Genomic DNA, 14498 nt, shown 5'->3' on the forward strand with positions numbered 1-14498 from the left:
CCGCCAGGTCACTCAGGCTCAAGAGACGCTCCATACACGAAGCTCATGCTTGCATCTTCACCACTCATTGCGAACGCCCCGGCTCACAAAAGCCGGGGCGTTCGCGCATTTGATCATGTGAGCACCCGCGGCTTTGCCATGTCGGGTGCTTCGGCTCCAACTGCGGGCGGTTCCGTCGTGAGCATTTCGGCCTGGAAGGCCGCCACGCGCTCAGACAGCCAACTCCAGGCCTCCCGCTCCCGTGTTCCGGCGGTTTTCTCGACGGCGATGGCAAGGTAAGCCATTTCCCGTTCTACCTTATCCCTCGGCAGCAAATGCAGCCGGCTGCACAGGATCGCAGCTTCGATCACGGCGGCGGCGGCGCGGTTGTGGCCGGCGAATGGCCGGTGCGTCTCCTCATGGACGGTCTGGCAATGGAAGCGTGGGCGCACCGGGTCGGTCTCGATCCGCACCACCTCCAGTTCCCAATGGGCGAGGCTGTCGGCCAGACGCACGCCGGCGATGACGGTCGCCGGGACCAGCGGCCAGTCGCGCCGCCCGGTCAGGCAGCCGGCGAACAGCCGGGCGTCGTCGGTGTGGTTGACCACGGCCCGGCCGGTGGCCTCCAGCGCGTCGAGCGTGACGGAGGGGCGGAAGGGGGCGATCACCAGATCATCCCCGGCCCGTGTGACGCCGAAAGGAGCGATGTGCGGGGTGCCATCGGCGCCCAGCGTGGTGACGATGGTTTCCAGGATCATGATTTCTTTCCGCAGGCCCGGCGGCGCTCCTGCAACGTTGCGCCCGCCGTCTTGAAGCCGTGGACATCGCTGTCCGCCTCGCCCCCCGCTTCCACCGCGCATCCCCAGGCGAGATCCTCGTCCTGGACATAGCGCTTGCCGAGCTGCCAGGCGAGGAAGGCCTTCTGCAGTTCGACGCCCATGTAGAAGGCGTGCCCACCGTCCTCTGCCAGATCGAGCAGCGGATAGAGGCGATAGGGATCGGTCGCCACATGGTGGCCGTCACGGTTGTAGACATGGACGCCGTCCTCCGCCACCTCCACCCGGAAGGAGGGGTCGCGGATGCTGCGGGCGGTCTCCGCGATCTCGGCCGGGGTGCCCGCGAAGGGGCGGCGGTCGCGCAGGGCCATCAGCCCGTCGTCGATGCCCTTGGGCAGGCTGCCGCTTTCCGCGGCGGCATGCATGATCCGCCGCGCCCGGTCGGCCTCGCGCACCGCGGTGCGGGCGTGCGGGCTGACCTGGAGGGTGAGGACGGCGCCGATCGACAGTTCCGACACCATGCCCATCAGCAGCGCCGTGGTGCCGGTGGTGTCTGCGTCGGTCAGTTCGGTCAGGTTGCCGATGCCCATCAGGATTTCGATGTCGGGATAGCGTCGACGCAGGACGTGATAGCGGACCACCGAATCCGTGAAGCCGTAATGGATGGGGTCGAGCACGGGATCGGCGAGGAAGCGCCGGCCGGAGGCTTGCAGGCGGTCGACGGCGCGGCAGAGGGACTCAAGGTCGCGCGCTTTCCCCGGAATCAGGATCGGGGTCGCCCCCGTCCGTTCCAGCACCCACAGCGTGTCCTCGCTGAGGCTGAGCATGTAGGAGGCGCCGGCTGCCGCCCCGCGCAGCAGCTCCTCTGGGTCGGCGCTGTCGACGCTGACGGTGTGACCGGCGGCGACCAGGGCGCCGACTGCGGGTTCCAGCCCCTCGAACCTTTCGCCCGGATGGCAGCCGAGGTCGATGACGTCGGCGCCGTCGCGGCGCAGCCTTGCGGCGGTCTCCAGCAGATTGTCGACGGAGCGGTGGGGAGCGTCGACGATCTCGGCGAAGATCGTCACCGCATGGCGGGACAGGTCGGCTCGCGCCGCCCGCCCGCCGAGATAGGCGGGGAGGTCGCGCAGTTCCTCCGGTCCCCGTTCGAAGGCGACGCCGAAATGGTCGGACAAGGCCGCCAGATCGCAGCGGGTCCGGCCGGGCAGGATCACCCGGGTGCCCGGCGGCGGCGGCGGCAGGCGGCGTTTGATCAGCTCCCCGGTCATCAGGGCGGCGACGCTGACGCCGATCTGCGCCACGTCGAAGCTGAAGGGGGTGGACGCCATCCCGCCCAGCACCGCCCGCAGGCGCGGCTCCGCCAGCTTTCCGGTCACGAAGACGAGGTGGTCGGACATTCAAGGCGCGCCTTCAGCGCGGATTCGAGTTCGGGCACGGTTTCGACGACGGTGGTCGCCTCGAACCCGCGCAGCCGGTCGACATTCTCCAGGTCGATGCGCCGGGGATAGACCGGCACCATGCCGTGCGGCGCCTCGGTCATCATTTCCGGCGCGGTGTCGCAGGCGAAGACGATGCAGGGCACCCGGCATTTGCCGGCCTGGGCGAAGGCGTTGGTCGGCAGCGTGTCTGAGATCCCCTGCACGCATTTGGCCACCGTGTTGGAGGTGGCCGGCCCCACCACCAACGTGTGGTATTCACCGAAATAGAACCGGCCGATCTGCGGTGCGCTGGCGGCGCGGTCGCGGAACAGGCGGGTGCCGGGGGGAAAGTTGCCGTCGCGGCGGCGGTACATGCGCATCACCTCCTCGGCCGCCCGGCTGAGGAAGACGTCGAGCGGCGCCAGCCGCGCCATCAGGTCGAGCGTCTCCTTGATGTAATGGCCGGATCCGGTCAGCGCCCAGGCCAGCCGTGGCGGAGCGGGGAGGCGGGTGATTTCGTTCATGCCCGCACGCCCGGCCGAGCCTCCACCTCCGGGCTGCGCAGCAGGGGGCAGCCGGGACTGCCGCGGCCCGCCAGCGCCTCTTCCATCAGGGCATGATCATCGCGATGGATGCACCAGCTCTCCCCGGCGAAGCGCGCGCGCCAGAGCGGGAAAGCCGCGTCGACCAGCCCGTCGCGGGCCAGCGCAGCCGCATCGGTCGCGGCGCAGGGGCAGGGTCCCGACTTGACCAGAACCAGCGCCGCCGCCTCCAGCTCCACCGCCAGCCACGCCGCGAGACTATCGGAAGTGACGTCCCAGCTTTCCGCGATTTCCGGCTGGTCGAGCGCCATGGCGGACGGCAGCCACACCGCCGGCATCCGCGCCCGGATCAGCGACCGCAGCCGCTCGCGCGTCGTCGCCGTTTGCAGGGCCGGGCAGATGCCGTGCAACATCAGCCCGAACTGCTCCATCGCCAGCAGGGCCATGCGGTGGGCGAGCCGGTCGTCGAAGCGCCAGTTGTCCTGGGCGTCGCGCACCGCATCGGCGAAGGGGCCGCCGCCCGGCACGATGACCAGGGGATGGCGATGGCCGGGGCGGGCGATCAGATCCAGCCAGGTCCCAAGCCGGTGCCAGTCCGACAGGCTGCCGCCGATCTTGACCACCCAGGGCCGCGCCGCGGCGTGTGGCGATCTGTGGGCCGCCGACGACTCGTCAGGCAATTTGTCGGTGGGCGATGCGTTGGCCGTCATCGGGTCAAATCCGCCGGTCTGTCATGGGCATCAGGCGGCGTGACGCCGGCAGGGATTGGCCCGGCATCTGGTCGCGTGTCCGTTCCAGCCGGATGCCCGGAACCGCGACGCCGTCATAGATGTCGAGTTTCGCCACCGACACGCGAGCCGACTGCACCTGGTCGTGGGCCAGGCACAGGCGGGCGATCTTCTCCGCCAGCATCTCGACCAGGTTGGTATGCTCGTCCAGCAGGACCCGCTTCAACCCGGACAGCAGATCGTCGTAGGACAGCACGGCGCCGATATCGTCGGAAAACTGGGCGCCGTCCTGGCGCACGTGCAGCAACAGGTCGATCCGCACCCGCTGAGGCTCATCGCGCTCGTGATCGAAGACGCCGATCCGGCAGGGCAGGACGACGTTCTCCAGGAACATCTCGTAGAGGCCGGCGGGGATGGCGGCTACGTGGGAGTCTGCGGCCGCGCCGCGCGCGCATTGGGCGGAAAGGATCGTTTCGAGCATCGGTGCCGTCCTCCTGGCTGTTGTCCGGCGGGGCCGGACGCGGATCGGGTGCCGGGCAGGCCTTTTCGTACCTTAGCAATATCCGGGGAGCGGCATCTGTTCGAAAGCGACACCGAACTGGCGATTTCCGCCGCCTCCCTGTTTTCCCGAAGCCGGCCCCCCTCCGCTGCATCAGGTCAGGCCGGCGAACTCGTGTGCGGCGGCAAGCGGACTGTGCCGCTGGTTCTGGCGGTCGCTGCGCGGAGCGATGCCGAAATGGTCGCGATAGCATTTGCTGAAATGGGTGGCGGAAATGAAGCCGCAGCTGATCGACACCTCCATCACCGACATGCGGGTTTGGCACAGCAGCTGCCGCGCCCGCTTCATCCGGAGACCGAGATAGTATTTGGCCGGCGAGCAGTTCATGTATTTGCGGAACAGCCGTTCCAGATTCCGGCGGGACTGGCCCAGTTCGGCGGCGAGCGTCAGCAGATCCAGCGGTTCCTCGATGTTGGCCTGCATCACCGCCACGGCGGCATTGAGATCCTCGTGATCCAGCAGCGGGTTGACGTGAAGTTCTTCCTGCTGACGGATGCTGCCGGCGCGGATTTTGGTGTGTAGGAGCTGCTCGGCGATGTCCATCGCCAGCTTGTCGCCATGACGGGCGGCGATCAGGTGCAGCATCATGTCGGTGGCGGCGGTGCCGCCGGCACAGGTGAAGCGGTTGCGGTCGATGGTGAACAGCTCGCCCGTCGCTTCGATCTCCGGGAAGGTCTCGGCGAAGCCGGCCATGTTCTCCCAATGGATGGTGCAGCGGTAGCCGTTGAGCAGGCCGGCCCGGGCAAGGATGTGGCTGGCCGTGCACAGGGCGCCGAAGGCGATCCCCTGGGCGGCCGAACGCCGCATCCACGAGAACATTGCCCGATCCTCGTACCAATGGCCGCCGATGCCGCTGCACACCATCACGGTGGACAACGGGGGGGCTTCGGCGATGGCGTGATCGATGCAAAGTCCGATGCCGTTGCTGGCCTGCAGAACACCGCCCTTCGGGGAGAGCAGCACCCAGCGATACAGCTCCTTTCCGCTGATGTGATTGGCAAGGCGAAGAGGTTCCACCGCCGCGGTGAACGCGATCATGGAGAAATCGGGAATTAGAAGAAAACCGATGGTGTCGACTTTGGAAACGCCGGATTGCTGTTCATTGCACTTCATCGTCCCGTGCCCCTCTTCCGCTTTCCTGTTCGTATCGTCGTGGGTCGCGAATGGTCGGCGAACACGCTGTTTTCCCGCGGCCTGTTTGTTGAGGCAGCCACGTTCGGATGGGCGGGAGGTCGATCTCTTTCCGCACCATCTAGTTTTTATGACAAGCAGCCTACGCGGGAAGCGGCCCGGCGACATTGAACAAAGCGGACATAATTCTTGAAGGAGCGCGACGTTGATCGAGTCGGGACTGTTTTTAATACAAATCATCCGCCCTGGCGAGTGATGAGGGCACTCAGCGGGGTAACCCAGCTTCCTTAATGCGGCCGCATTCGGATGAGGTCCGGGCCGGAGCTTTCAAACGCAGGCAAGCAGCTCGCCGCGTCCGCCAAATCCGCGGTCGCCCAGCCAGCGGCGCGCCCGCCCGGTCAGGCCCCGGCAGGCGGGCGGAACCCCGTCCAATCCGAACAGATGCTTGTCCAAAAGCGACAGGAAGGGCAGCTGGTTGAGGCCGCAATCGGCGAAACCCGGCAGCGGATCGATTTCATCGCGCAGCAGGATGGTCCCGTTGCGCATGCCATGCCCGATGGCGGCACCCGGTTTGCCGCCGACGAGCAGGCTGCCGGCATTCATGTGCAGGGCGGCATAGGCTCCGGCATTGCCGCCGATGGCGATCAGCCCGCGGCGCATGCGTTCGCCGGCACGGTCGCCGACATTGCCCTGGACCAGGATCCGCCCGCCCGTCATCCCCGTCCGCTCACCGGGCAGGGCGCCGCCCAATTCGCAGCCGGCATCGCCGCCGATATACAGTACGCCGCCGCGCATGGCGGCGCCCGCCGCCAACCCGGCCGATCCTTCCACCAGCAGCGTGCCGCCGCTCATGCCGGTGCCGGCACGGTGGCCGAGCGGTCCGGCGACCCGGATGGTGCCGCCGTCCAGTCCCGCGCCGACGAAGTCGAGCCGCCCGTCGCCCTCCAGTTCGACGGTGTCGCCGGGGCTGCCCGACAGGTCGAACAGGTCGCCGGCCGCGACATGGCTCCGGCCGAACCGCAGCGGCAAGGCGGCGATCTCCGACAGGTTCAGCGCCGCCAGCCGGTACGGCAGCAGGGAGGAGGCGTCGATGCGGCCGGGCAACGGCCCTTTCAAGCGGAAGCTCAGCACGCTCATGACAACAGCTCGTGAAGGTGGAAATGGTGGCGGCCCAGCTTGCCGCCGTAATTGCCGGCGGTGACGCCCCAGATGCCGGAGCCGCGGCCGCGGCCGATCAGGCATGCCAGCCCGGCGGTCATGGCGGCGGCGACGTCGGCGGCGCTCAGCCCGTCGATGACGATCTCCAGCACCGATTCCACCTCCGCCGGCAGGCGCGAGCGGGGCAGGCCGCGCAGCGTCGGGCAATAGGCATCGTTGGTGGAGGCCGGCATCCCCTTGTACTTCGCGCCGATCTTGGAGCCGGAGCGGACGACACCGCCGGGGAAGGGCAGCACGACGTTGGGCACGGCGCGCATGGCGTCCGCCGCCGCTTCCGCCGCCTCCAGCGCCGCCATCCGGGCGTCGGCGAGGATCAGCAGGTTGCCGCCGCCGACGGCCGGGACGCTCCAGCTCGATTCCTCGCACAGGAACTCGCCGTCCATCACCGGAATGCGCCAGTAGCGCCGGCCGTCCAGCAGCTTCGACATCTGCTGCCCATCGCCGAAATAGCGCAGCTTCTGGCCCATCGGCACCAGATCCTCCCTGGCGCCGCGCGGCACGCCGGAAAAGCAGGCGGTGCCGGGACAGGTCAGGATGCACTGGCCGAGCCGGGTCTCGACCTGCTTGCCCAATACGCCGCGGCCGGTGGCGAAGAACAGCAGGGCGACGCCGGGGCGCCCGTCCGGCGTCTCGTCGGGTGCCAGCTCCCGCTCGATCCCGGCCTCGCAGCCGCAGGCGATGACCGAGGTGGCGAAGCCGGTCGCAGCCATGCCGGCGTGGCGCGCCCAGGCCGGCGTGTCGGCGGTCACGATCAGCCGGGTCGCCTTCATGTCGAAGGCCTCGGCATAGCTGTTCTCGATGTGGATGCCGTTCAGAAGCATGAGTCGGATGCCGTCAGGGTCGGAACGATGGACAGCCCGCCGTGGTCCCGGTCGAGGATCTCGCCGTCGGCAATGCGGAAATTGCCGAGCCGCACGGTCTGGTGATCCTCGAACCACGGCTTCAGCCGTCGTTCGATGGCGATATCGAACTCCGGCCGGACGACGATGGTGTCGCCCCAGCCGGTTGCGGCCAGTTCTCCGTTGCGCGCCACCAGCCGGCCGTTCTTGAACACCCACGCGGGTGCTGCGAACATCGCCTCGCGGTCGGGCAGGTCGTCGTAGACCACCACGTCGGCGACGGCGCCGGGACGCAGGTGGCCGCGGTCGCGCAGCCCCAGCACGCGGGCGGGGCCGGCGCGGGTCATGACGGCGATCTCCTCCAGCGTGTATTCGCGCCCGATGGAGCCGAGCCGGCTGTGCGCCGCGACATCGGGGTTGATCCGCGCCAGCTGCTCGTTGCGGAAGCTGCGGTCCATCAGCAGCCGGATCAAATGCGGATAGCTGGTGAAGGGGCCGCCGTTCGGATGGTCGGTGGTCAGGTAGACCCGCCAGGGATCCTCGATCAGCAGGAACAGCTCCAGCCCGATCGCCCATTGCAGGGCGTTGACGAAGGCCTTGTCGCGGTAGCGGAACGGCACAAGCCCGCAGCCGCCGTCGCATTCGATGTCGGCGCACACCCATTTGCGCGGGCTGGCGAGGCCGCTGTTGCGGAACTGCGACATGATGTCGGCCGATGCGGTGATGGTCTGGCCGAAGATGATCTGGCCGACATCGACCGAGATGTTCGGGCTGCGGTTCACCGCCTCGGCGATCTCGGCGGCGGCCGAGGAGAACCGGCGGTCGCCCTCCGTCCCGTAGCTGTGGAATTGCAGGTGGGTCAGGTGGGCGGGCAGCCCGTCCAGCGCGGCGATCGTGTCGCGCGTCACCGCTTCGTTGCCGGGGATGCCGAGGTTGTTGCAGTGGATGTGCAGCGGATGCGGCACCCTCAGGTCGGACAGCGCGGTGGCCAGCATGGTCAGGATGCGGCGCGGCGTGATCCCGTAATGGGGATGCGCCTCGTCCAGGTCCAGGCGGCGCTGGTTGAACTTGAAGGCGCTGATGCCGCCGGGATTGACCACCTTGACGCCGACCGCCTGGGTGGCGTGCAGGATCCAGGCGACATAGTCGTTGACCTCCGACTGCGTCGCCCCGGCAGCCAGCCGCTCCAGCAGGAAGTCGTCGTTGCCGAGGACGGCGTAGCAGCCCTTGTCGATGATCGGGACGTCGCTCAATTCCAGATGGGTGTGGCGCGCATTGGACGGCAGCATCGCCGGCTCGAAGGCCGCCGTGTAACCCATCTCGGCATAGCGGTAGCCGGTGACGAAGCTGGACGGGGTGAACAGGCCGCTGCCCGACCGGCGCAGCCCGTCCGGGCCGCTGCCGTGCTCGCGGTGCTCCTCCGGCAGCAGCAGCCTTGCGAGGTTCACCTTGCCGCCGCCGATGTGGCTGTGGATGTCGATGGCGCCGGCCATGACGATGCGGCCGTCCAGGTCGACCACTTCCCCGATGCGGACACCCTCCGGAGGCGTTGCGGCGATGCGGCCATCCTTGAGATAGAGGTCGCGCAGGTCGCCGCCGTCCGCGGCCCCGATGGGATCGCAGACCCGGCCGCCGCGCAGCAGGGTGTAGGTGTCAGACATGTGCCGTCTCCCGGATCAGGACGGGAGGCGGGGCGGCGGGAAGCCGGTCGCACAGGCCGTTCAGCACCGCCGCGGCCGGCGGCAGCATGGCGGCGGGCCGCAGCCGACGCAGCGGCAGGGCGGCGACACCGTCGCCGCGGTGGATGCTGCCGCTATGGTCGAGGCCGGGGACGGCGACCGGGATCAGCACCTCGGGGTCGCGGGGCAACGGCTGGCCGGGACGGGCCAGCACGATCATCGGCGTACGGGTGTCCGGCACCTCCGCGCCGTTCAGAGCCGACAGCCAGACCAGCGCATCGACCTCGCCCCCGGCCAGCAGGCTCTTCAGCCGGTAACGCAAGGGATCGTGCTCCGGTGGGCCGGCGCCCAGGCGGGACCGCAGCGGCACGCCGTACTGCCAAGCGCAGACGTAATTGGCGCCCAGCGCGTTGCCCTTGCCGCCCAGAGCCAAGCCGGCGCAGCGGGTGGATGCATTGGTGGTCACGACCAGCCGGTTGAAGGACTCGACCGCGACATCGCCGGCCGCCGGGTCCAGCGTGGCGGCGATCCAGCCGACGACCCCGAAGCGTGCCTCCCGCAGTGCCGTCGCGACACGGGCGAGATCCTCCATCACGATGCCGCCAACCCGATCACCACGCGGCCTTTCGCCGGCCACCAGCTGTGACAGCGCGGCGGCGATGACGGGGGCGTGGACCAGGTCGGCGGTCAGGCGTTCGAACCCGTCCGACGTCGCGCCGTCGTCGGGACCGATGAGAAAGCCGCGCGCCGCGCCGGGCTCGCGGAACAGGGCCGTCGGCGGACGAACGATGCGGTCGAACAGGCGGGGGGCGTGACGGTCGAACTCCGAGCCGAACAGCACGAACAGGTCGGCCCGGTTGCGCAACTCGCCGAAGGTAGCGGTCATGGCCCCGGTCACCTGGAGCGCGCGCAGGCCGTGGAACAGGCTGTCGGACGCGGCGTGGTCGACCACCGCACCCAGCCGTTCGGCCAGCGCCAGGGCTGCGGAGATCCCGTCGGTGTCGGCGGCCAGCCCGCCGACGGCCGGCGAGGCGGCGTTCCGCAGCAAGGCCGCCGCCGCGTCCAGTGCTGCGTCGAGCGGCACGGCGCGGCCCCTGATGAAGCAATGGGCCGGCAGCGCCGGAAGGGCGAACAGGCTGCGCGCCCGCGCACAGCCGTTGGCGGTCACCCTGAGCTGGCCGCCCCGATCGCGCATGACCGCGAGGTCGTCGCAGGCCATTGCGCAGAACGGGCATACGACATCGCCAGTCGAAGTCTGCAAGTGGGTTTCACCGGGTTCGCTGTCCATATCCTAAACCCCGCAGGTGACGTCGCATGTGGAGGGTTTGCAAAATGGCATGAAAACCCCATCTCGCTTCTATAGGGAAGCGAGAAAAACAATATAAAGCGAGTTCATATATTTAAAGGAGTAAGAATTTTTCTCTCTGTACTCATTGATTTTATGATCGTCAACTTTATTATGGATGAAAGGCGGCTGGTCGCCTTGGCTTTTGCGACAGGTAGGCCATGATTTGCGGCGAACAGCGCATGAGGGTCGACGCGGTGCGGGTGGAGGTGCCCGCCCGGCTGCATCTTGGATTCCTCGACATGGAGGGCGGGCTGGGCCGGCGCTTCGGCAGCCTGGGCCTGACGCTCGACGGGCTGGGTACGGAGCTGACGCTGGTCCGGGGCGACCCGGCGGGCGATGGTCCGGGCCGGGACTGCGACCGGGCGAGGGGATATCTCGACCGGCTGTGCGAGGCGCTGGATCTGGAGACCGGTTTCGCCCTGCGTCTGGGCCGGACCATCCCGTCCCATTCCGGGCTGGGATCGGGCACCCAGCTGGCGCTGGCCGTCGGGGCGGCGCTTTCGGCGCTGACCGGCCGGGCCCTGCCGCCGCGCCGGGTCGCCAGCCTGCTCGACCGGGGGGCGCGGTCGGGCATCGGGGTCGGTGCCTTCGAACAGGGCGGCGTCATCCTGGACGGCGGCAAGGGTGCTCTCGACGAACCGCCGCCGGTCATCAGCCGGATGGCCCTGCCGGAGGCATGGCGGATGCTGCTGGTGTTCGACGATGCCAACCGCGGCCTGTCCGGCACGGCCGAGACGGTTGCCTTCCGCGACCTGCCGCCCTTTCCGGCGGACAAGGCGGCCCATCTGTGCCGGCTGGCGCTGATGGTCGGGCTGCCGGCCCTGGCGGAAGGCGATGCGATGCGGTTCGGGGCGGCGGTGACGGAACTCCAGAGCGTGGTCGGCGACCATTTCGCTCCCGCGCAAGGAGGACGCTTCAGCAGTCCGGATGTCGCCGAGGTGTTGCGCTGGCTGCCTTCGGTCGGCGCCGCGGGAATCGGGCAGAGCTCCTGGGGGCCGACCGGCTTCGCCATCTTCGGCGATGCCGGAACGGCGGAAGGGGCGGCGGAGGATGCGAGGGCGCGCTGGCGGGGGCAGGCCAACCTGCGCTTCGTCGTCTGCCGGGGGCGGAACCGGGGTGCGGTGGTGGAAACCGTCTCCGGGCGTGGCGAAGTCGCTGCCGAATACGAAAAAGTCGCAAAAAAGACAGCATGAGAAGGTAAGGTAAAAGAGAGTGGCAGGAAGCGATCCAGGGGCTTCATGTCATGGAAAAACCATACATCATTCACGCCATTACTCCGGTGAAGGCGGTCAGTCCATTCGACATCAACATGGCTTACGATGCCGGCTATGGGGTCGTGGTCCCTTACACCAATGTCGAGACTGCCGAGGTCCCGGGTCTTGTCCAGGACATGATCTTCTCGCGTGCGCCGAGTGACACCAAGCGGACCGGGCTGTTCATCGCCGGTCGCGACATCCTGAAGGCGCTGGACATGCTGGAGGCGGCCCGTCAGGCCATGGTGCCGCCGTTCGAAATCTCGGTTTTCGCTGATCCGTCCGGGGCCTACACCACCGCCGCGGCGATGATCGCCAAGGTCGAGGCCCAGCTTGAAAAGGCCGGAATGGGGTTGGCAGGGGCACGGGTCGCTGTGTTCGGCGGCAAGGGGCCGGTGGGCGGCATCGCGGCGGTGCTGGCTGCGCGCGCCGGAGCGTCGGTGCGGCTGATCGGCCATGATGGCGCCGCCTCCGTCGCCGAGCGGGCCGCCTCCTACCATCAGCGGTTCGGCGTGACGCTGGGGGCGGTGGATGGGTCTACCGACGCCCACAAGTCCGCCATTCTGGCGGAGACCGACGTGGTGCTGGCGGTTGCCCGCGCCGGCGTGCAGGTGCTGAGCCGCGCCCAGATCGCCGCCGCCCCCTCGGTGCGGGTGGTGGCCGACGTCAACGCCGTGCCGCCGGCCGGAGTGGAGGGGGTGGACGCCTTCAGCGACGGCGCGCCCATCGACGGGACCGATGCGGTCGGCATCGGCGCGCTCGCCATCGGGAATGTGAAGTTCAAGACGCAGCATGGCCTGTTCAAGGCGATGCGCGAGGCGGCGAAGCCGGTCTATCTGGCTTTCGACGACGCCTTTACCCTGGCCCGTACCCAATGCCGGAAAGTGGCATGATCCTGGTCGCCGCCCTGTCGGGTCGCGCCATCGCCCAGGCGGTGGCGCGCACCGGCGCCGTCGTGGCGACGCTGGACCAATTCGGTGATGCCGACCTGCCGGCGCCCGCCCGTCGCGTGCCGGGCGATCCCGTCGCCGGCTTCGACGGAGACGCGCTGATCGCCGCCGCCCGGGCGCTGGCCCCACCGGGCAGCGGCTTGGTCGTCGGATCGGGGTTCGAACAGGCTCCCGATCTGTTGGCCGCCCTGATCAAGGCCGGTCCCTACCGCTTGCTCGGCAACGGGCCGGAGGTGGTGCGGGCGGTGAAGGATCCGACCGACTTCGCCGCGCGGCTGGCGGCTCTGGGGCTGGAGGAGTTGAGCATCGGCCATCCGGAGACACGGACGGAGCCTCCCGGTGACGCGGTTCCGGGGGAATGGCTGGTCAAGCGCACCGGGGCGGCCGGGGGCTGGCACATCGTGCCCTGGGATGGCGGTCCGTTGCCGGGCGGACATTACCTGCAACGACGGGCGGCAGGCCGACCGGCCTCCGTCGCCTTCATCGCCGACCGATCCGGCCGGTGCGAGTTGGTGGCGGTCAGTCGGCAATGGGCCGATTCGGCGCCGGATGCGCCCTACCGCTATGGCGGGGCGGTGCTGCCGGTGGCGGTTCCGCTGTCGCTGGCCGACCGGCTGGCGGAAGCGGCCCGCCGCATCGCGGCGGAGTTCGGGCTGGTTGGGCTGAACAGCCTGGACCTGCTGGTCGATGGTGGAATGGATGGTCCATCCGTGACGGTGCTGGAGGTCAATCCGCGTCCGGGTGCCACGCTCGACCTGCTCGAACGCCATCGGCCGGGCGGGGTGATGCGCGCCCATCTCGACGCCTCGTCCGGGCGTGACTGGAGCCTGGGGGCGCCTCGTCCGGGCGTCATCGCCGGAGCGGTGGCCTACGTCACCGCGGCGATGACGGTGCCGGTCGGTTTCGCCTGGCCCCCCTGGTGCGCCGACCTCCCGCGAGCCGGCAGCGTCGTGGAGGCCGGGCAGCCGCTGTGCAGCGTCACCGCCTGGGGCGGCGACGAGGGGGAGGCGAGGCGCCGCCTGTCCAGCCGGATCGAACGCATCGTCGCGGACTGCGCGCGGCGGGCCTGCCTTTTGGAAGAAACTGGCTCCAGGGAGAAAACCGGCGATGTCCTCGCTTCCCTTCAGTGTTAACCGGCTTGCCGCTCCCCTGGTCCATGCGCTGGTGGCCGATGCTGGCATGTTGCGGATCGAGGTGGAGCAGCATCCCGCCGGCTGCACCGTGATCGATGCCGGCATCGACCGGCCCGGCAGCCTGGAGGCCGGTCGCCGCATTGCCGAGATATGCCTGGGCGGTGCCGGCAACGTGCGTATCGCCATGGACTCCCCCTTCGCCCATTGGCCGGCGCAGGTGACGGTCGGCGCCGCCGATCCGGTCCTGGCCTGTTTGGGCAGCCAATATGCCGGCTGGAGCCTGTCGGGGGAGAAGTTCTCGGCCCTGGGGTCCGGCCCTGGCCGTGCCCTGGCGGTGAAGGAACCGCTGTTCGCCGAACTCGGCTATCGCGACATGGCCGACCGTGCCGTGCTCGTGCTGGAAACCGACAAGCGGCCGCCGGCGTCGGTGGTGGAGAAGGTGGCGCGCGATTGCGGCGTGCCGGCCGAGCGCGTCACCCTGATCCTGACGCCGACCCGCAGCCCGGCCGGCATCGTCCAGATCGTCGCCCGCGTGCTGGAGGTGGGGCTGCACAAGCTGCACGCCCTGAACTTCCCGCTGGATCGGGTGCGCGACGGCGTCGGCTGCGCCCCGTTGCCGCCGCCGGGCCGCGACTTCGTCCAGGCGATGGGCCGCACCAACGACGCCATCCTGTTCGGCGGCACCGTCCATCTGCTGGTCGACGGGCCGGACGACGATGCGGCCGATCTGGCGGCCCGTCTGCCCAGCTCGGCCTCCGCCGACTACGGCCGTCCCTTCGCCGACCTGTTCGCGGCGAGCGGCTTCGACTTCTTCAAGATCGACCCGATGCTGTTCAGCCCGGCCCGCGTGATCGTCACCGCCTTCGAGAGCGGCCGGAGCTTCAGCGCGGGAGCGCTGGCTCCGGCGCTGCTCGACCGCTCCTTCGGCATCGGCGTGTAGGGGGC

The 14498-nt window shown here is 69.1% G+C and carries 14 protein-coding genes; 4 read left to right on the plus strand and 10 right to left on the minus strand.

The features are described 5' to 3' along the window. Positions 1 to 113 precede the first annotated feature (113 nt). The 10 genes from JHL17_RS35485 to JHL17_RS35530 all read right to left on the minus strand — a co-directional run bounded on the left by JHL17_RS35485 (position 114) and on the right by JHL17_RS35530 (position 10064). Positions 114 to 737 (minus strand): DUF447 domain-containing protein, encoded by a 624-nt coding sequence (locus JHL17_RS35485; RefSeq protein ID WP_200199375.1) that lies wholly within the window; start codon positions 735 to 737, stop codon positions 114 to 116. Next, positions 734 to 2152: a DUF6513 domain-containing protein gene (locus tag JHL17_RS35490; protein ID WP_200199376.1), complete on the minus strand. Its 1419-nt coding sequence runs from the start codon at positions 2150 to 2152 to the stop codon at positions 734 to 736. Before JHL17_RS35490 ends, JHL17_RS35485 begins: the two co-directional genes overlap by 4 nt. Next, positions 2128 to 2697, minus strand: a complete 570-nt coding sequence (locus JHL17_RS35495) for a flavoprotein (RefSeq protein ID WP_200199377.1) — start codon at positions 2695 to 2697, stop codon at positions 2128 to 2130. The genes JHL17_RS35490 and JHL17_RS35495 overlap by 25 nt, the downstream gene beginning before the upstream one ends. Further along, complete coding sequence (locus JHL17_RS35500) at positions 2694 to 3425, minus strand: amino acid kinase family protein (protein WP_247894054.1); 732 nt, start codon at positions 3423 to 3425, stop codon at positions 2694 to 2696. The genes JHL17_RS35495 and JHL17_RS35500 overlap by 4 nt, the downstream gene beginning before the upstream one ends. 4 nt (positions 3426 to 3429) lie before the next feature. Continuing rightward, positions 3430 to 3924 carry a dihydroneopterin aldolase gene (locus tag JHL17_RS35505; protein WP_200199378.1) on the minus strand — a complete coding sequence of 165 codons (495 nt, stop codon included), beginning with the start codon at positions 3922 to 3924 and terminating at the stop codon, positions 3430 to 3432. A 171-nt stretch (positions 3925 to 4095) separates the two neighbouring features. Then, complete coding sequence (locus JHL17_RS35510) at positions 4096 to 5040, minus strand: GlxA family transcriptional regulator (RefSeq protein ID WP_247894055.1); 945 nt, start codon at positions 5038 to 5040, stop codon at positions 4096 to 4098. Between the two features lie 420 nt (positions 5041 to 5460). Further along, the gene (locus tag JHL17_RS35515; protein ID WP_200199380.1) at positions 5461 to 6270 is read right to left on the minus strand and encodes a formylmethanofuran dehydrogenase subunit C; all 810 of its coding nucleotides are present in this window, start codon (positions 6268 to 6270) and stop codon (positions 5461 to 5463) included. Next, a complete protein-coding gene (gene fhcD / locus JHL17_RS35520) occupies positions 6267 to 7172 on the minus strand; it encodes a formylmethanofuran--tetrahydromethanopterin N-formyltransferase (RefSeq protein WP_200199381.1) in 906 nt (301 codons plus the stop codon). The genes JHL17_RS35515 and fhcD overlap by 4 nt, the downstream gene beginning before the upstream one ends. After that, positions 7163 to 8851, minus strand: coding sequence for a formylmethanofuran dehydrogenase subunit A (locus tag JHL17_RS35525; protein WP_200199382.1), 1689 nt, complete (start codon positions 8849 to 8851; stop codon positions 7163 to 7165). The genes fhcD and JHL17_RS35525 overlap by 10 nt, the downstream gene beginning before the upstream one ends. Then, the gene (locus tag JHL17_RS35530) at positions 8844 to 10064 is read right to left on the minus strand and encodes a molybdopterin-binding domain-containing protein (protein WP_247894056.1); all 1221 of its coding nucleotides are present in this window, start codon (positions 10062 to 10064) and stop codon (positions 8844 to 8846) included. Before JHL17_RS35530 ends, JHL17_RS35525 begins: the two co-directional genes overlap by 8 nt. Before the next feature lie 332 nt (positions 10065 to 10396). Between JHL17_RS35530 and JHL17_RS35535 the strand changes: the two genes are divergently transcribed. Genes JHL17_RS35535 through mch form a run of 4 tightly spaced genes read left to right on the plus strand, consistent with a single transcriptional unit; the run spans position 10397 to position 14493 of the window. Continuing rightward, the gene (locus JHL17_RS35535; protein WP_247894057.1) at positions 10397 to 11410 is read left to right on the plus strand and encodes a beta-ribofuranosylaminobenzene 5'-phosphate synthase family protein; all 1014 of its coding nucleotides are present in this window, start codon (positions 10397 to 10399) and stop codon (positions 11408 to 11410) included. A 50-nt stretch (positions 11411 to 11460) separates the two neighbouring features. Further along, positions 11461 to 12363: an NAD(P)-dependent methylenetetrahydromethanopterin dehydrogenase gene (locus tag JHL17_RS35540; RefSeq protein WP_200199385.1), complete on the plus strand. Its 903-nt coding sequence runs from the start codon at positions 11461 to 11463 to the stop codon at positions 12361 to 12363. Next, positions 12360 to 13553, plus strand: coding sequence for an ATP-grasp domain-containing protein (locus tag JHL17_RS35545; RefSeq protein WP_247894058.1), 1194 nt, complete (start codon positions 12360 to 12362; stop codon positions 13551 to 13553). The genes JHL17_RS35540 and JHL17_RS35545 overlap by 4 nt, the downstream gene beginning before the upstream one ends. Continuing rightward, positions 13528 to 14493, plus strand: a complete 966-nt coding sequence (gene mch, locus JHL17_RS35550; protein ID WP_200199387.1) for a methenyltetrahydromethanopterin cyclohydrolase — start codon at positions 13528 to 13530, stop codon at positions 14491 to 14493. The genes JHL17_RS35545 and mch overlap by 26 nt, the downstream gene beginning before the upstream one ends. The last annotated feature ends 5 nt before the right edge of the window (positions 14494 to 14498 follow it).

It is taken from the genome of Azospirillum endophyticum (assembly GCF_016595245.1).
Lineage (GTDB): Bacteria > Pseudomonadota > Alphaproteobacteria > Azospirillales > Azospirillaceae > Azospirillum > Azospirillum endophyticum.